At 65.5% G+C, this 17175-nt stretch carries 15 protein-coding genes; 1 reads left to right on the plus strand and 14 read right to left on the minus strand.

The window, feature by feature from the left end; translation table 11 throughout:
* Positions 1 to 73: 73 nt before the first annotated feature.
* The 4 genes from atpB to ABV518_RS00775 form a co-directional block, all read right to left on the minus strand.
* Complete coding sequence (atpB, locus tag ABV518_RS00760; RefSeq protein WP_131131687.1) at positions 74 to 874, minus strand: F0F1 ATP synthase subunit A; 801 nt, start codon at positions 872 to 874, stop codon at positions 74 to 76.
* Between the two features lie 81 nt (positions 875 to 955).
* Complete coding sequence (locus ABV518_RS00765; RefSeq protein WP_367764949.1) at positions 956 to 1294, minus strand: hypothetical protein; 339 nt, start codon at positions 1292 to 1294, stop codon at positions 956 to 958.
* Entirely contained in the window at positions 1287 to 1769 is a 483-nt protein-coding gene (locus ABV518_RS00770; protein ID WP_367764950.1) for a hypothetical protein, read from the minus strand. Before ABV518_RS00770 ends, ABV518_RS00765 begins: the two co-directional genes overlap by 8 nt.
* Positions 1770 to 1873: 104 nt before the next feature.
* A complete protein-coding gene (locus tag ABV518_RS00775; RefSeq protein WP_367764951.1) occupies positions 1874 to 2986 on the minus strand; it encodes an MraY family glycosyltransferase in 1113 nt (370 codons plus the stop codon).
* A 292-nt stretch (positions 2987 to 3278) separates the two neighbouring features.
* Between ABV518_RS00775 and ABV518_RS00780 the strand changes: the two genes are divergently transcribed.
* Positions 3279 to 4175, plus strand: coding sequence for a glycosyltransferase (locus tag ABV518_RS00780; RefSeq protein WP_367764952.1), 897 nt, complete (start codon positions 3279 to 3281; stop codon positions 4173 to 4175).
* On the opposite strand, the gene ABV518_RS00785 is transcribed toward ABV518_RS00780, so the two are convergent.
* The 10 genes from ABV518_RS00785 to argS form a co-directional block, all read right to left on the minus strand.
* Entirely contained in the window at positions 4172 to 4930 is a 759-nt protein-coding gene (locus ABV518_RS00785; RefSeq protein ID WP_367764953.1) for a WecB/TagA/CpsF family glycosyltransferase, read from the minus strand. The genes ABV518_RS00780 and ABV518_RS00785 overlap by 4 nt on opposite strands.
* Positions 4930 to 5778, minus strand: coding sequence for an L-threonylcarbamoyladenylate synthase (locus tag ABV518_RS00790; protein WP_367764954.1), 849 nt, complete (start codon positions 5776 to 5778; stop codon positions 4930 to 4932). The genes ABV518_RS00785 and ABV518_RS00790 overlap by 1 nt, the downstream gene beginning before the upstream one ends.
* 15 nt (positions 5779 to 5793) lie before the next feature.
* Complete coding sequence (gene prmC, locus ABV518_RS00795; RefSeq protein WP_367764956.1) at positions 5794 to 6660, minus strand: peptide chain release factor N(5)-glutamine methyltransferase; 867 nt, start codon at positions 6658 to 6660, stop codon at positions 5794 to 5796.
* A 12-nt stretch (positions 6661 to 6672) separates the two neighbouring features.
* Positions 6673 to 7746: a peptide chain release factor 1 gene (gene prfA / locus ABV518_RS00800; RefSeq protein ID WP_367764957.1), complete on the minus strand. Its 1074-nt coding sequence runs from the start codon at positions 7744 to 7746 to the stop codon at positions 6673 to 6675.
* Positions 7747 to 7981: 235 nt separating this feature from the next.
* Positions 7982 to 10210, minus strand: a complete 2229-nt coding sequence (gene rho, locus ABV518_RS00805) for a transcription termination factor Rho (protein ID WP_367764958.1) — start codon at positions 10208 to 10210, stop codon at positions 7982 to 7984.
* Positions 10211 to 10507: 297 nt separating this feature from the next.
* Complete coding sequence (gene thrB / locus ABV518_RS00810; RefSeq protein ID WP_367764959.1) at positions 10508 to 11482, minus strand: homoserine kinase; 975 nt, start codon at positions 11480 to 11482, stop codon at positions 10508 to 10510.
* A 2-nt stretch (positions 11483 to 11484) separates the two neighbouring features.
* Positions 11485 to 12591: a threonine synthase gene (gene thrC, locus ABV518_RS00815; RefSeq protein WP_367764960.1), complete on the minus strand. Its 1107-nt coding sequence runs from the start codon at positions 12589 to 12591 to the stop codon at positions 11485 to 11487.
* A complete protein-coding gene (locus ABV518_RS00820) occupies positions 12592 to 13908 on the minus strand; it encodes a homoserine dehydrogenase (protein WP_367764961.1) in 1317 nt (438 codons plus the stop codon).
* Complete coding sequence (lysA, locus tag ABV518_RS00825; RefSeq protein ID WP_367764962.1) at positions 13901 to 15376, minus strand: diaminopimelate decarboxylase; 1476 nt, start codon at positions 15374 to 15376, stop codon at positions 13901 to 13903. The genes ABV518_RS00820 and lysA overlap by 8 nt, the downstream gene beginning before the upstream one ends.
* Before the next feature lie 5 nt (positions 15377 to 15381).
* On the minus strand, positions 15382 to 17031 hold the full coding sequence (gene argS, locus ABV518_RS00830; protein ID WP_367764963.1) for an arginine--tRNA ligase: 1650 nt from the start codon (positions 17029 to 17031) through the stop codon (positions 15382 to 15384).
* Positions 17032 to 17175: the final 144 nt, after the last annotated feature.

Here is a 17175-nt window from a genome sequence, read left to right on the forward strand (position 1 = left end):
TCCTTTCAAGATGCCATCTGTGTGGCAGGTTGTTTGGTTTGCTTCATCCCCGCAAGGGGAAGATTTTGGGAGCCTAGTGGCTGTCCGCGTGCAGAGCGCCTTCGATGTAGATGGCGGTCAGCAGGGTAAAGACGTACGCCTGGAGCGCCATGATCAGTGCTTCCAGCATGTACATGGCGATGGCGCCAACCAGGACCAGGACCGAGGTGCCCTTCAGCAGCAGGTTTTCCTGCATAACGAGGTACTCGATGCCGGAGCCGGCAAGCATCACGATGAGGTGGCCGGCCAGCATGGTGGCGAACAGACGGAGGCTGTGCGTGACCGGGCGGACCAGGAAGTTGGAGATGATCTCGATCGGGACCACGATGGGCAGGATGTAGAACGGGACTCCGGACGGCACGGTGGCCAGCTTGAAGTACTTGATGCCGTTCTTCTTGATGCCGATGCCAATCCAGGTGAAGTAGACGATGCCCGCAAGGACATAGGCTCCGCCGACGTGCGAGAAGCTCGGAAGCTGGATCACGGGGATTGCGCCGTAAATGTTGTTCACGAGGATAAAGAAGAAGAGGCTGAACAACAGCGGGACGTACTTCATAAAGTCTTTGCCGCCGATTATGTCCTTGGCGATGCTGTTACGCACAAAGCCGTAGGCCATTTCACCAGCGAACTGGAGCTTGCCGGGGACAAGCTGCTGCTTCCGTGCAGCTAGCAGAAAGAATGTGGCGATAATGACGACCGACAGGATTACCAGCAGCATCTGCTTGGAGAATCCGTCTGCCGCCCCCCACGGCAGGATTGCCGGCAGGTGCATTTCTTCAATTCCAGGAGGAGTGAACTCTCCTGAATCTTGGGCCGGGAGCGCAAGCGCGATCAACGCGTTTCCTCTCTGCAGTGTCCATCATTGGGCGTTGGTCGGGGATCCGCGGATTTGCGCTCCGCTGTTCCCCGTGTGAAATTATTTGGCATTAGTGTTTCCGTCCGCGGACGGACCGCTGTCTGCGCCGCTCTTACCGGCTGTGTTTCTGTGACTGGTAAGGCCATGCATGTGGGAAAGATAAAATCCTCCGACAGCTCCAAGCAGAGCGCCTGCGAGCACGATCCAGCGGGTTCCCCACAGATTATCCAGACCCCACCCTATCAAACTCCAGACGATGATTCCGCCAATTATGTAGCTGAAGACGGCCATTCCGGCGTTGTATCCGCCGTCGTTGTTTTCAGTGGACACACCTGGTGCGGAACCGGTTACCCGAGGTTTGGAAGAGCCGCCGTTTGCTGCTCGCTTCCGATCAGACATCGCGCGGTTCCTTGGTCTCGGGGTCGTTGTAGATTTGCAGCCGGGCCTTACTGAAGCCGTAGATCTCCGCCGCCTGCCAAAGCACGACGGCGACGACGGCACCGATCAGGAACCAACGGCCATCCAGCCATTCCGGAGCCCCGATAAGGAACAGGACGACGGCGAACCCCACGACTTTGATGAAGTACGTCGCGACGAACATCCCAATGGCTCCCGAGGGATTGCTGCGTCCTACGAAGTGGCCCACCAGCAGGCTGATTCCGAAGAACAGCATCACCAGCAGTCCGCCAAAGGCGGCAGACAGCGCGCCGTTCACGCCAACCGTCAAAGCGGCGATGACGGTGCACAGGACCAGCCCGGCCGCGGCAGCCGCCGAACTGAGTGCGAGGAGACGAAGCCACAGGGAACGGGTGGGACCGGAAACACCAACGGGTCCGTTGCCGGACACGGGTCCGGAGTCGGCGTTGGAGGTCACATGATCCCAATCGTCGGTACCCGGCAAGCAGCCAGGAGTGAGGGTGGAGGCAGCTTTGAGCTGCCCCTAAATTCTACACGAGATAGAAATATTTCCGAACGGCGTTACGCCGCCGTTTCCGAGCTTCGCCGGCTCAGGTACGGCCACGCCGTCACCAGGCCCATCACCAGGGTTGCGAAGATGTCGGCGGACAGCACGATCTGCCAGGGGAACACAGCAAAAGCAAGGCCACCGAAGGACAGGACGCAGGTCCATAAGTACATGAGGATCACCACGGTCCGGTGGGAGTAGCCGATGTCCAGCAGTTTGTGGTGGAGATGCCCGCGGTCCGCGGACCAGGGTGAGCGCCCACGTGCCGTGCGCCGGATGACGGCAAGGCCCAGGTCAAGCAGCGGCAGGAAGAGCACGGCGAAGGGAAGCAGGATCGGTATAACCGTGGAGATACCGTTGGCCCGGTCGTAGAGACCGGAGGAGATCTGGCCGGTGGAGACGATACCGGCCGATGCCATCAGCAGTCCTATCAGCATGGCACCGGAGTCACCCATGAAGATTTTGGAGGGGAACCAGTTGTGCGGCAGGAAGCCGATGCAGCTGCCCACCAGGACCGCCGTCAGCAGCGTGGCCAGGTCCGAGTAATCCAGGAGGACGGCGTTCCGGTGCACCCAGTACGCGGTGAAGAAGAACGCGGTGCCGCCGATGATGGCCACGCCCGCGGCCAACCCGTCGAGCCCGTCGATGAAATTGAAGGCATTCATGGTGGTCACGATGAGTCCGGCCGTCAGGACTACCCGGACCATTTCGTTCTCCAGGTAGATCGGCTCCGGAACCCACGGAACGATCGTCATCCGGACCCCCCAGATGGCCACCACCAGCGCCGCAGCGCTTTGCCCGATGAGCTTCACCCACCAGCGGATGTCCAGCAGGTCGTCCGCCACGCCCACCAGCACGATCACCACCGCACCCGCCAGGACGCCCCAGGGCGAGAAGTTGTTGCGGTAGATGTCCTTGACGAAGAAGGACTGGCTGGCGACGATCAGCGCCACCAGGACCCCAAGGAAGATGGCCACGCCGCCAAGCCGCGATACCGGCGTCGAATGCATGTCGCGGCTGCGGATTGGCATGTGGAGCTCAAGCCGGTTGCCGATCACCCGGGCACCCCAGGTGGCCGCGTAGGACACGACGGCAGCCGTCAGGCCCATGAGCAGGTACATGATCATGCGTTGGCAGCCGTTTCGTCGGTGCCCGGCGCTATCCGGGGTGTCACCACAGTGCAGGGTAGCCGCCGGGGCTGCCGGGCCTTGATTGTTGGGGTCACTTGCCGGGGATCTGACTTTCGATAAATGAAACTTCTCCGTCGCCGGGCGCGCAGCAGGCAGTGCTTAGTGCCTTACAGGGCTGTATTACAGTGGACTCTAGTCAAGATACTAGCGCCAACGGCTCCATGGCTTCGCGCCACACTGGCGCATCGCGAGCGGGGAATCCCCTGAAGGCCATGCTGAAAGGAATTCCATGCCCCTCCGGGTTGCAGTCGCCGCCGTGACATTTGACCGTCACAAAGAGCTGTCCGTCCTGCTGGACGCCATCAACGCCCAGTCCGCGTCCGTGGACACCATCTGCCTGATTGACAGCGGCACCGTTCCCGCCCGTGAGGTGGCCGCGAAGCATTCCAACGTGGACTACGTGCGTTCGGAAGCGAACCTCGGCGGCGCCGGAGGCTTCGCCCTCGCAGCGCTCAAGGCCGTCGCCAGCGGTGCCGAATGGATCTGGATGATGGACGACGACGCCGAGCCGGCGGACCCGGAATGCCTGGCCACCCTGCTGCGCGAGGCTGAGGCCCGCGACCTCGAGGCCGTGGTCCCCCTCGTGGTGGCACCGGGCCAGCCGGACCGGCTCTCCTTCTTCTTCCGGCTCGACGGAAAAGTCACGCATGACCGTGCGGAACTGGAAAAGGTCGGGTTCCTGCCCGACGACGGACACTTCTTTAACGGTGCGCTGATCCGGTCTGACGTCTTTTTCAAGGTGGGCCTGCCGGACATGCGCCTCTTCATCCGCGGCGACGAAGTGGACTTCACCATCCGGCTCCGCAAGGCGGGCATCAGGTTCGGCACTGTCACGACCACCGCCATCACGCACCCGCATGCCTTCTCCGAGACCAAGCACGTCTATGGCGCCGGCTGGCATGTCATTGTCCCGGAGTCGGCCTTCAAGCGGTACTACTACTACCGCAACCGCGGCTACCTGATCCGTCGGTACTTCCGGGTCAAGTCGTTTGTGGCCGACGTCGGCGGTTACGTCGGCTATTTTGCGCAGCGCCGTGACCTCAAGGGGTTCCTGGACTGGGCCAGGTCCTTCAGCACCGGGCTGCGGGCCAAGGGCTTCGCTCCCCTGGAGGACCAGAAGTTCTAGGGGCTCCGCCTAAGGCGGCGCCGGGCGAGGAGCCACAGCAGGACCCACGGCTCGCCAAAGACACGGTAGGCCACCCGGCGCGGATGCAGTAAAAGGCGCCAGGCCCATTCGAGCCCTAACCGGCCCAGCCAGCGCGGCGCCAGCTTCTGGATTCCGGCGAGCTGCTCAATCGCTCCGCCCACGGCGCAGTAGATGGCCGGCGGAAGGGAATCGAGCCTGCGCTGCAGCACTGACTCCTGCAGGGGCATGCCCAGTCCGAGCAGTACCAACTGGGGACGCTGCTCGGTGAGCCACTCCGCAGCGACCGCTTCGACGTCGTCGTTCCAGCCTTCGCCGGGAAAGCCTGTGACGGTGGCGGACGGGACAATGTCCTCCAGCCTCGCTACGGCCTTGGCGTTGGCCTCGGCACCAGCCCCGACCACGGCAATCCGTTCCAGGCCGGCCAGCTGCCCCAGGGCAGGAATCCAGTCGGTTGAGCCGAGCCGGTACTCCATGACGGGCCCGGCCGCCTGGCCGGTCCGGCTCCAGAGCCACAGCACGGGCGCCCCGTCCAGGAGCACCACGTCGCTGTCCTCATAGAGCCGGCGGAATCCGGGATCGGAATGCGTCAGTGTGACGCTGTGCAGGTTATGGCCGACGACGGTCCGTGTGCCGCCGTCGTCAACGAACCGTTCAAGGACAGCGATCAGTTCGTCGACTTTCAGGGGTGTGGCGTCGACCCCCAGGACGGGGATGCGCTGGCGGAGCAGGGTCATCAAGGGCGCGGCTCCTGTGTGGGCGGTTCATCCGTCGAAGCGGCAGCCTCAGGTGTTTCAGCCGGCGTAGCTTCAGCAACGGGCGCTTCAGTCACCGGAGTTTCCTCCGGCGCGGCGTCAGTCACCGAGGCCTCACTCACGGGCGCTTCGTCCGCAGGCTCTTCAGCCGGTTCCTCGGCCATCGGGATTTCCCCGAGCCCCAGCACTCCGGGAACGTGCTCCCGCAACTGCTGGAGCGAGACGGCGCCGTTCCGGACCACGCGGAGCAGTGGCCCGGTGGCATCAACAATCGTCGAGGGGACACCCTCGGTGCCCTCCAGCGGCCGGAACCCGCCTTCAAGGTAGACCTCGACCGACTCGGCGAGCTGCTCGCGTGCCTCGGCAGCGGTCTGCGCGGCGGCGTGGCCGGTGCGGTTGGCCGACGAAACTGCCAGCGGGCCGGTCAGCGTGAGCAGTTCCTGGGCCACTTCGTCCGCCGGCATCCGCAGGGCAACGGTTCCCTTCGTGTCACCCAGATCCCAGTCCAGGGATGGCTGGGCGTGCAGGATCAGGGTCAGTCCGCCGGGCCAGAATGCCTCGGCGAGTTTGCGGGCGTCCGCCGAAACATCGGTGGCGAGCCCGTCGAGGGCGTTGATCCGCGGGATGAGCACCGGCGGCGGCATGCTGCGGCCGCGCCCCTTGGAGACCAGCAGCATGGTGACGGCCTGCGGCGAGAAGGCGTCCGCGGCGATCCCGTAGACCGTGTCCGTGGGGAACACCACGCATTTCTGTTCGCTGATGGCGCGCTGGGCATGTTCCAGCCCCAGGGCGCGCTGGTCCTCTGACGTGCAGTTGTAGGTTGTGGTCACTGGCTTATTCTTTCATCACTCGTGGTCAGGGCCGGAAAGCAGTGCACTGGTGGCGCGTTCCTTGCCGTTGAGGTCCAGGTGGGTGGTGATTGCCTTCCACACACCGGACCGGGACAGCATGGCCTTGATCCAGCCGGCCTGTACTTCGGCGTGTTCCATCACGAAGTAGCCGCCGGGAACCAGCAGCCGCGCTGCCGAGGCTGCCGCCGCCGTCGGGAGTTCCATGCCGTCCGCTCCCCCGCCGTACAACGCTTCCGGCGGGTCGTGGAGCGCAACCTCCGGCTCGTTGGGGATGGCTTCGGCCGGGATGTACGGCGGATTCGAAATCACGACGTCGAAGGTTCCGTTGAGCTCGGGCAGCGCGTCCCGAAGGTCCCCAAGGACGAGGGTCACGCCCAGGGGCGCCAGATTCTTTTCCGCCCACGCGTGGGCGAAGGTGCTGTATTCCACGGCGTGCACTTCCGCGCCGGGAACCTCGTGCGCAATGGAGCCGGCAATTGCACCGGAACCAGTGCCCAAATCCACGATCCGGGGGTGCGCCATGCCTTTGACGTGGTCGATGACCAGCTGGACGACGGACTCCGTTTCAGGCCGCGGGATAAAAACACCGGGTCCGACGGCGAGCTCCAGGTAGCGGAAATACGCCACTCCGGTGATGTGCTGCAGCGGGGTCCGCTGGGCCCGTTCGGCGACGAGGTCGGCGTAGCCTTCCGGCGCCGGGGAATCCCCCAGCATCATCGCCCGGAGCCGGCCAAGGCCAACCCCGAGCAAATGGTCGGCGAGCAGTTCCGCGTCAACGCGCGGGCTGGGCACACCGGCTTGCGCCAGGATGGCGGTCGCCTCTGTGACGGCCGCCGCGAGAGTCTGCCCCGAACCTGTCATCTGTTCAGGCGGCTATTCGCCGATGGCGTCCAGGCGTGCCTGTTCGTCCATCTCGATGGCGGACTGGATTACGGGCTCCAGGTCGCCGTTCATGACCTGGTCCAGGTTGTACGCCTTGTAGCCGGTGCGGTGGTCCGCGATCCGGTTTTCCGGGTAGTTGTACGTGCGGATACGCTCCGAGCGGTCCATCGTGCGGATCTGCGACTTGCGCTGGGCCGAGTTCTCGGCATCGATCTGCTCCTGCATGTGCGCCAGGATGCGTGCCCGCAGGACGCGCATGCCGGCTTCGCGGTTCTGCAGCTGTGACTTTTCGTTCTGCATGGCCACCACGATTCCCGTGGGGAGGTGGGTGATGCGGACGGCGGAGTCGGTGGTGTTCACGGACTGCCCGCCGGGACCGGAGGACCGGTAGACGTCGATCTTGAGGTCGTTCTGGTTGATTTCGAGCTCTTCGGGCTCGTCAACCTCCGGCAGGACGAGGACGCCGGCGGCAGAGGTGTGGATCCGGCCCTGCGATTCAGTGACGGGCACGCGCTGGACGCGGTGCACACCGCCCTCGAACTTCAGCCGGGCGTAGACGCCCTCGGCAGGATCGTTCGAGCTGCCCTTGACAGCCATCTGGACGTCCTTGTAACCGCCCAGGTCAGACTCCGTTGCGGAAATAAGTTCAGTCTTCCAGCCGCGGGACTCCGCGTACCGCGTGTACATGCGCAGCAGGTCGCCGGCGAACAGCGCAGCCTCGTCGCCGCCTTCGCCGCCCTTGACCTCAAGGATGACGTTGCGGGCATCGTCAGGGTCGCGGGGAATGAGCAGCCGGCGAAGTTTCGCGGAGGCAGTCTCCAAGGCAGCCTCAAGTTCAGGCACTTCGGCAGCGAATTCAGGGTCCTCCCCCGCCATCTCCTTGGCGGCAGCCAGGTCATCCTGGATGGCTTCCCATTTGTGATACGCCTCAACAATGCCGTTCAGCTGGGCAGACCGCCGCCCCAGCTTCCGGGCCAGCCGCTGGTCAGCATAAACAGCAGGATCACCAAGCCGCGCCTGGATAGCATCATGCTCATCAAGCAGGCCCTGTACGGACTCAAACATTTTCAAAACCTCTTTCGTTCTGCACCTAGTTTAAAACAGGCACAAGAATCGGCGCGCCACGGTGAGCGAGCCCCGTAACTGCCGCGCGGATGTTCCGCCCCGGGAGTGGCATCGGGCCTGCCGGAGCGTTGCGGCCGACGTACGCAGTACGTCAGCCGCAACGCGAAGGGGCGGGGGCGGAACATCCGCGCGGCACCCACCGCACGAACGCACCAGCGCCCGCCCCTTACTTCAGCTACTTGTCGTTATCCGACTTCGCACCAAGCGTGGTCTTCTGGACCTGCATGAGGAACTCGACGTTGCTCTGGGTCTCCCGGATCTTGTTGGTCAGCAGTTCAAGGCTCTGCTGCGTTTCGAGTCCGGAGAGGACGCGGCGCAGCTTCCACATGATCTTGACTTCCTCGGGGGAAAGCAGGTTCTCTTCACGACGGGTACCGGACGCGTTGACGTCCACAGCCGGGAAGATGCGCTTGTCCGCCAGCTGGCGGGACAGGCGGAGCTCCATGTTGCCGGTGCCCTTGAACTCTTCGAAGATGACCTCGTCCATCTTGGAACCGGTCTCGACGAGCGCGGTGGCCAGGATGGTCAGCGAGCCGCCGTTTTCGATGTTGCGTGCTGCACCGAAGAAGCGCTTCGGCGGGTACAGCGCTGCGGAGTCGACACCACCGGACAGGATACGGCCGGAGGCCGGCGCTGCCAGGTTGTAGGCGCGGCCCAGGCGGGTCATGGAGTCCAGGAGGACCACCACGTCCATGCCCATTTCCACGAGGCGCTTGGCGCGTTCGATGGAGAGTTCGGCCACGGTGGTGTGGTCGTCAGCGGGACGGTCGAAGGTGGAGGCAATAACCTCGCCCTTGACGGTGCGCTGCATGTCCGTCACTTCTTCGGGGCGTTCGTCAACGAGCACCATCATGAGGTGGACCTCAGGATTGTTGGTGGTGATGGCGTTCGCGATGGACTGCAGGATGAGCGTCTTGCCGGCCTTCGGCGGGGAGACGATCAGGCCACGCTGGCCCTTGCCGATCGGGGCAACCAGGTCGATGACGCGGGGGCCGATCTTCTTGGGGTCGGTCTCGAGGCGCAGGCGCTCGGACGGGTAGAGCGGCACCAGCTTGGCGAATTCGACGCGGTCCTTGAGCTCTTCCGGCGTCTTTCCGTTGACGGAGGTGACGCGGACAAGGGCGTTGAACTTCTGGCGGGCAGTCTGCTGGCTGCGGTCTTCGCCTTCACGGGGTGCGCGGATGGCACCCACAACGGCGTCGCCCTTGCGCAGGTTGTACTTCTTGACCTGGGCGAGGGAGACGTAGACGTCGTTCGGGCCCGGCAGGTAGCCGGAGGTGCGGATGAACGCGTAGTTTTCCAGCACGTCCAGGATGCCTGCAACGGGCAGCAGGACGTCGTCCTCGGTGACCTCGACGTCGTCGACGTCCGGTCCCTGTGCACGGCCCCGACGGCGGTCGTTGCGGTCGCGGAAGCGGTCGTTGCGGGAGTTGTCCCGGCTGTCGCGGGTGTCCCGGCTGTCCTGGCCGCCTGAGCGGTCATTGCGGTCGTTCCGGTCCCGGCGGTTGCGGCGGTTCCGGCGGCTTCCGCCGTCTGCATCGTCGCTGTCGCGCGTGTTGTCGCGGGAGTCGTCCCGGCGGGTGCCTTCACGCTGGCCGGCATCGCGGCTTCCTGCGTTGTCGCGGCCACCGTCTGTGGTTTCGCGGGGCGTGGTTTCGCGGACGGCGGTGTCGCGGGGCGCGGTTTCGCGGGCGCCCCGGGTACGGCCGCCTTCACGGCGGTCGGCACGCTGGCCTTCAGCAGAGTCCGCACCCTGGACGTCTGTGCGCTGGGTTTCGCTGCGCTGGGTTTCGGCGCGGTCTGCCTGGCGCTGTTCGGCGACGGGCAGGTCGGCCGGTGCTTCAGCGGTTTCGGCTGCCTGGGGCGCCGAAGCTGCTGCTTCACCGCGGCGGCGGTTGCGGGTCCGCGGCTGGCGGCGCTCGGTGCCTTCGGCTGCTTCGCCGGAGTCGGCGGGGACGGAAACAGGAGCTTCCACCGGCGCGGCTGCGGGGGTTTCGACGGCAGTTTCCGCGGGAGCGGCCACTACGCCGTCGCTGACGGCCCGGCGGCTGCGGCCACGGCCACGTGCCCGGGTACCCTCGGCGGCCGGAGCCTCCGCGGTTTCGCTGGCGGCAGCCACCGGAGCGGCAGTAGCAGGAGCGGTGTGGTTTTCAGTCGCCTTCTCAGCAGCCTTGGCCGGGGCCTTGGTGGCTGGAGTGCCTGCGCGATGGGCGGAGATGGCCGTGACCAGGTCCCCCTTGCGCATGCGGGATCCGCCGGAAATACCCAGCTGGCTGGCAAGCGCCTGCAACTGGGCGAGCTTCAGGCCGGCGAGGCCGCTGCTCTTGGCGGGTGCGGCCGTTGATGATCCGGCAGCAGAAGATGATATTTCCACAGCTGGAGACAGCTCAGTGGTTTCGGTCACGAAGGATCCTTCCCCCTCGACGGCGTCCAGACTGGGAGCTGGACGCGATGATTTGATCTGGGCTGCAGTTCAGATCTGCAGCCGTAAATTCGGCCTTGCCGGTTGGATTTCGGCCAGCAGGGCCGGATACTGATTCACCCACGCTCCGATTAATGGCGGAACGCTGGACTGACGGTTCAGGGGCAGACACTTCATGCTGCAGATTCCTGCGACAGACCAAGCAGGCGGCACCGGGAGATGTTGCGCAGTAGGAGATCAAAGAGCAACTGAGAGCAGTTGCAGATCAGATAGGCGGAATCACCGCCGGTGCAAGTCCACCTTAGCACCTTCAACGTCCACTGCCAGCTTCAGCACGCGCCAGCTGATGTCCGGCGTGTTTGACGCTGTAAACGCGTCGATGAAGTCCAGGACCACGGCAGCGTCAGCCTCGCCGTGGGCCAGCACCAGGACAGTGGGTCCGGCGCCTGAAACCACCGCCGCGTGTCCGGCTTTTCGCAGGGCACTGATCAGGGCTGCGCTGGGCCGCATGGCCTCTGCGCGGTAACTCTGGTGGAGGAAATCCTCGGTGCCGGCGAGCAGGAATTCAGGCTTCTGCGTCAGCGCGTGGATCAGCAGCGCAGCGCGGCCGGAATTCATGGCTGCGGCGTGGTGGCCCACTGAGGCCGGGAGGAGCGCACGGGCGGCTTCCGTGGAAAGCTCGTAATCGGGCACCGCGACAATCGGGATCACTGACCCGTCCACGGTGGCACACGTGCTGCTGTACTGGTCACTGTCCTGCCAGGACAGCGCCAGTCCGCCGAAAATGGCCGGTGCGACGTTGTCCGGGTGGCCTTCAAGTTCACTCGTGAGCTGCAGGATCCAGTCCCGCCCCCGCTGCCCTGCCTCCGGAACCATGGCATTGGCCGCGGAGACTGCAGCCACCACAGCCGAGGCCGACGAACCCAGGCCCCGGCCGTGCGGGTTGATGTTCTCCGCGGTGACCTTCAGGCCGCCATGGCGGTAGCCCAGGCGTTCGAAAGCGGCTTCCATGGCCCGGATGACCAGGTGGCTGGCATCGCGCGGCAGCGTTTCGGCACCCTCGCCGCTGAGCTCGAACTGCAGTTCGTCGGTTTCGAGGCTCTCCACTGTCAGGGTGTCGTGCAGCGCCAGGGCCAGGCCAAGGCTGTCATATCCCGGACCGAGGTTCGCGCTGGTGGCCGGGACCCGGACGGTGACGCGTTGTCCAGCCTCGATGAGCGGCAGTCCAACAGTGGTGGGCGAGGTGGTTTCCACGGTTACTTTTCTTCCAGTCCCAATTCGGCCGCGACGGTCACCACGTCGTTGGAGACCTTGACCGGCTGCACTTCACTGCCGTCTTCCGTGCGCAGGGCCCACTGGGGGTCCTTGAGGCCGTGCCCCGTGACGGTGATGACGATCGTCTTGCCTGACGGAACTTCACCGGCGGCGTGCTTCTTGAGCAGGCCTGCGACGCCGGCCGCGGAGCCGGGCTCCACAAACACGCCTTCGCGGGCGGACAGCCAGCGGTGCGCGTCCAGGATCTGCTCGTCGGTCACGGCGTCAATGAGTCCGCCGGATTCGTCGCGGGCGGCGATGGCGCCGTCCCAGGAGGCGGGGTTGCCGATCCTGATGGCGGTGGCGATGGTGTCCGGCTCGGTGATGGGGTGCCCTGCCACGAACGGTGCAGCACCGGCGGCCTGGAAGCCCCACATCACGGGGGTTTTGGTGGAAACGGCAGGAAGGGTGCCGGCTGTCGCGGACTCGAACGGCGCCGAGTATTCCTTGTAGCCCTTCCAGTACGCGGTGATGTTGCCGGCGTTGCCGACGGGCAGGACGTGGATGTCCGGGGCGTCGCCCAGGGAGTCCACGACCTCGAAAGCGCCGGTCTTCTGGCCCTGGATGCGGGCGGGGTTGACGGAGTTGACCAGGAAGACCGGGTAGGACTCCCCCAGCTTCCGCGCAATGTCCAGGCAATTGTCGAAGTTCCCGTCAACCTGCAGCAGCGTGGCGCCGTGCGCGATGGCCTGGCTCAGCTTGCCCATGGAGATCTTGCCCTCGGGGACCAGCACCGCGCACTTCAGGCCGGCGGCCGTGGCGTACGCTGCGGCCGAGGCGGAGGTGTTGCCGGTGGACGCGCAGACTACGGCCTTGGCGCCGGACTCGACGGCGGCGGTCATGGCCATGGTCATGCCGCGGTCCTTGAAGGACCCGGTGGGGTTCATTCCCTCCACCTTCAGGTACACGGTGGAACCTGTCAGTTCGGACAGCTTCTGCGCGTGGACCAGCGGGGTCCCGCCCTCGCCCAGGGTGATGACCCTGGTGGATTCCGTCACGGGCAGACGGTCAGCGTATTCGCGGATAACGCCGCGCCATTGGTGAGCCACTTAGACTCCTTCTACCCGCAGAACGGATGTAACTGAATTGATGACGTCCAGGCCCTTCACGGCCTCGACGGTGGCCGCAAGGGCAGCCTCTGATGCGCGGTGGGTGACGATCCGCAGTTCGGCCGACTCCACGTTGGACTCCGCGTCCCGGTGGATGGTCTGCCGCATGATTTCAATGGATACACCGTGCTCCGCGAAGAGCTGGGCGATCCGGGCAAGGACACCGGGCTGGTCGGCGACGTCCAGCCCGATGTAGTAGCTGGTGGTGGCCGAGTCGATCGGCAGCGCCGGAACGTGGCCGGTGGTGGTCTCGGTACGGCCGGGGCCGCCCAGCACCAGGCGGCGGGCCGCCGAGACGAGGTCACCCAGGACGGCGGACGCCGTCGGGGTGCCGCCTGCGCCCTGTCCGTAGAACATCAGCTCGCCGGCGTTTTCCGCCTCGATGAACACTGCGTTGAACGCGCCTCGGACGGCAGCCAGCGGGTGCTCGCGGGGCAGCAGCGTGGGATGCACGCGCACCGAGACGCCTTCGCCGCCGTCGGAATCGGTGAGCTTTTCGGCGATGGCCAGCAGCTTGATAACAAAACCGGCGTCCTTGGCGGCCGCGATGTCTGCGGCGCTGACGGACGTGATGCCTTCACAGTGGACGTTCTCCAGGGCGAACCGGGTGTGGAACGACAGCGAGGCGAGGATGGCTGCCTTGGCGGCGGCGTCATGGCCTTCGACGTCGGCGGTGGGGTCGGCTTCCGCGTAGCCGAGGCGCTGGGCTTCGGCGAGGGCGTCCGCGAACTGGGCGCCGGTGGAATCCATCTGGTCCAGGATGAAATTGGTGGTGCCGTTGACGATGCCCAGCACCCGGGTGATCCGGTCGCCGGCGAGGCTGTCGCGGATGGGGCGCAGGATGGGGATGGCACCGGCCACGGCTGCTTCGTAGGACAGCTGCACGCCGGCCTTGTCCGCCTCTTCATAGAGGGTGGGGCCGTCCTGGGCGAGCAGGGCCTTGTTGCCGGTGACCACGCAGGCACCGTTGCGGAGCGCCGAGAGGATCAGGGTGCGGGCAGGCTCAATGCCGCCCATCAGCTCGATCACGAGGTCGGCGTCCTTGACCAGGGTCTCGGCGTCGGTGGTAAACAGTTCCTGCGGAAGCTCCACGTCCCGCTTCGCATTGACGTTGCGTACGGCGATGCCACTGAGCTGCAGGCGCGCACCGGTCCGGGCGGCAAGGGCGTCGGCGTCCTCAATGAGAATCCGCGCAACCTGGGCCCCAACGTTGCCACAGCCCAGCAGGGCTACTTTCAGGGTTCGCAATTCAGTCATTCGGCACTCCCATGTCGCGGTTAAGCAGATCTTCTTCGGTTTCCCCGCGGACAATCAGCCGGGCAGATCCGTCGCGCACCGCGACAACGCCCGGCCGGGCCAGATAGTTGTAGTTGCTTGACAGGGCCCAGCAGTAGGCGCCGGTACCCGGTACAGCAAGCAGATCACCGGCTGCCACGTCCTCGGGCAGATATACATCTCTAACAACTATGTCGCCGCTCTCGCAATGTTTGCCCACTACGCGGGACAGCTGCGGGGACGCCGCCGACGTGCGGGAGGCGACAATCGCCGAATAATCAGCGTCATAGAGCACCGGGCGGGCGTTATCGCTCATCCCGCCGTCCACTGACACATAGCGGCGAGGATACGTAACGTTCTCCTCACCGTCCGCCGCGGCCGGGGCGTCGACGCGGACGGTTTTCAGGGTGCCCACCTCGTAGAGCGTGAAGGTGGTGCTGCCCACGATGGCGCGGCCCGGCTCGATGGAGATCCGGGGTGCCGTGATGCCCAGTTCGGCGCAGGTGGAACGCACGACGGCGGCCATCGCCGTCGCGATGTCGGCTGCGGGGCGGGGGGTGTCAACGGGGGTGTAGGCAATGCCGTAGCCGCCGCCAAGGTCCAGCTCGGGCAGTTCGATGGAGTATTTCTCCTGCATCGCCGCGAGGAACCGCAGGAGCTTCTCGGCGGCCAGCGCGAAACCGTCGGGCTCGAAGATCTGCGAGCCGATGTGGCAGTGCAGGCCCAGCAGGTCGATGCCGGGGTGGGCGGAGGCAGCCGCCACCGCCTCCTCAGCCGCGGAGAGGCCCGCCTTGTCGGTGGAGTCTCCTGCCATGGACAGGCCGAATTTCTGGTCTTCGTGGGCCGTGGCAATGAACTCGTGCGTGTGGGCGTGGACGCCGGGGGTGAGCCGGAGCATGACCTTTGCCTGCTCGCCTCGGCCGTGCGCGATAGCGCCGACGCGGACGAGTTCGTCGAGGCTGTCCACCACGATGCGTCCCAGGCCCATGTCCAGCGCCCGGTTGATTTCGGCGTCGGACTTGTTGTTACCGTGCAGGGCCACCCGCTCACCGGCGATCCCTGCGCGCGCGGCCACTGCCAGTTCGCCGCCGGAGGCGGTGTCCAGGCGCAGGCCTTCTTCCTCCACCCACTTAACGACGGTGGTGCAGAGGAAGGACTTGCCGGCGTAGTAGACGTCCACTCCGCCGCAGATGTCCTGGAAGGCGGCGTCGAAGGAGTCCTTGAACGCGCGTGCCCGGGCACGGAAGTCGGCTTCGTCCATCACAAAAAGCGGCGTTCCGAACTGTTCCTTCAGGGCGGTGACGTCGAGGCCGCCCACCGTGAGGACGCCGTCGTTGTTCCGCTGTACGCTGCCGGCCCACATGGGTTCGTGCAGGGCGTTAAGGTCCGCCGGCACCGTCAGCCAGTCTGGAGCAAGCGGGGACGCTGCATTTCCGGTCTGCACTGGCATGGGAATCACATCCGTTCCGGCGCGGAAACGCCAAGGAGGTCAAGGCCGTTGGCCAGCACCTGGCTGGTGGCGTCGTTGAGCCACAGCCGGGTGCGGTTGACGTCGGTAACCGGCTCGTCGCCCATGGGGGCGATGCGGCAGGCGTCGTACCAGCGGTGGTAGGCGCCGGCAATGACTTCGAGGTGGCGGGCCACACGGTGCGGCTCACGCAGCTCCGCGGCCTTGGCCACGATGGAGGGGTAGCTGCCCAGATAGGAAAGCAGCTCATTTTCCGTGGCGTGGTCCAGCAGGGAGGCATCGAACGCGGTCCGGTCCACACCGGCAGCGACGGCGTTGCGGGCCGCGCCGCGGGTACGGGCGTGGGCGTACTGGACGTAGAAGACCGGGTTCTCGTTGCTGTGCTTCTTCAGCAGGTCCGGATCCAGGGTGAGCGGGGAATCTGCAGGGAAGCGGGCCAGGGAGTAGCGGACGGCGTCCTTGCCCAGCCAGGAGATCAGGTCCTTGAGCTCGATGATGTTGCCGGCACGCTTGGACAGCTTGGCGCCGTTGACGGAAACGAGCTGGCCGATCAGCACTTCGATGTTCACCTCGGGGTCATCGCCCGCGCAGGCCGCGATGGCCTTGAGACGGTTGATGTAGCCGTGGTGGTCCGCGCCCAGGAGGTAGATCTTTTCGGTGAAGCCGCGGTCCTTCTTGGACAGGTAGTAGGCGGCGTCGGCGGCGAAGTAGGTGGGCTCGCCGTTGGCCCGGATCATCACCCGGTCCTTGTCGTCGCCGAAGTCGGTGGTGCGCAGCCAGACGGCACCGCCGTCGTCAAACACGTGGCCCTGCTCGCGAAGGCGGGCTACGGCACTTTCGATGGCGCCGGCGTCGTGCAGTTCCTGCTCTGAGAAGTAGACGTCAAACGCCACGCCGAAGTCCGCGAGGGTGGTCTTGATGTCCTTCATCTGTGCCTTGTAGGCGGCGGAGCGGATGACGGGGAGGGCTGCCACCTCTGTCAGCTCGCGGATGTCGGGGTGCTCGGTCAGCACGTCATGGCCAAGGTCCGCGATGTACTGGCCGGGGTAGCCGCCGTCGGGCACGGGGCGTCCGTGCAGGCGCGAGTAAACGGAGTTGGCAAAGACGTTCATCTGCGAGCCGGCGTCGTTGATGTAGTACTCGGCGGTGACCTCGGCGCCGGAGGCACGCAGGACCCGGGCGATCGCGTCGCCCAGGGCGGCCCAGCGGGTGTGGCCGATGTGCAGCGGTCCGGTGGGGTTGGCGGAGACAAATTCCATGTTGACCACGTGGCCGGCGAGCGCGGTGTTGGTGCCGTATTCCCGTCCGGCCTCGACGATGGCCTTCGCCAGGGCGCCGGCCGCGGCGGCGTCCACGGTGATGTTCAGGAAGCCTGGACCGGCGATGTCCACGGCTGAGACGCCGTTGATGGACTTCAGCCGGGCGCTGAGGATGGTGGCGAATTCGCGCGGGTTGGTGCCGGCCTGTTTGGCGAGCTGGAGGGCGATGTTGGTGGCCCAGTCGCCGTGGTCCCGGTTCTTCGGTCGCTCCACGCGCACCTCATCAGGGACAGCTGATGCGGAAAGCGCGATTTCGCCAGCGGCGACGGCGTCTTTCAGGCAGGCGGATATGGCGAGGGAGAGTTCTTCGGGAGTCACCCCTCTAGCCTACCGGGGGGCGCCACGTGGACGAATTTGAGCGTTGCCTGTGACCGGTCAGCCGGGCAGGTCAGGCGTTGACCGTGCCACAGGAGGTGCTGGGCTGAATCACAGGCTGAACCATTACGCTGAATCCGACGTTGA

This window comes from Arthrobacter sp. HS15c (assembly GCF_040812005.1).
Taxonomy (GTDB): Bacteria; Actinomycetota; Actinomycetes; order Actinomycetales; family Micrococcaceae; genus Arthrobacter.

Coding starts and splice junctions, on each gene's coding strand:
- ABV518_RS00765 (WP_367764949.1), bottom strand. CDS start 1,294: ATGTCTGATCGGAAGCGAGCAGCAAACGGCGGCTCTTCCAAACCTCGG.
- ABV518_RS00775 (WP_367764951.1), bottom strand. CDS start 2,986: ATGATCATGTACCTGCTCATGGGCCTGACGGCTGCCGTCGTGTCCTAC.
- ABV518_RS00780 (WP_367764952.1), top strand. CDS start 3,279: ATGCCCCTCCGGGTTGCAGTCGCCGCCGTGACATTTGACCGTCACAAA.
- ABV518_RS00785 (WP_367764953.1), bottom strand. CDS start 4,930: ATGACCCTGCTCCGCCAGCGCATCCCCGTCCTGGGGGTCGACGCCACA.
- prmC (WP_367764956.1), bottom strand. CDS start 6,660: ATGACAGGTTCGGGGCAGACTCTCGCGGCGGCCGTCACAGAGGCGACC.
- prfA (WP_367764957.1), bottom strand. CDS start 7,746: ATGTTTGAGTCCGTACAGGGCCTGCTTGATGAGCATGATGCTATCCAG.
- ABV518_RS00820 (WP_367764961.1), bottom strand. CDS start 13,908: ATGACTGAATTGCGAACCCTGAAAGTAGCCCTGCTGGGCTGTGGCAAC.
- lysA (WP_367764962.1), bottom strand. CDS start 15,376: ATGCCAGTGCAGACCGGAAATGCAGCGTCCCCGCTTGCTCCAGACTGG.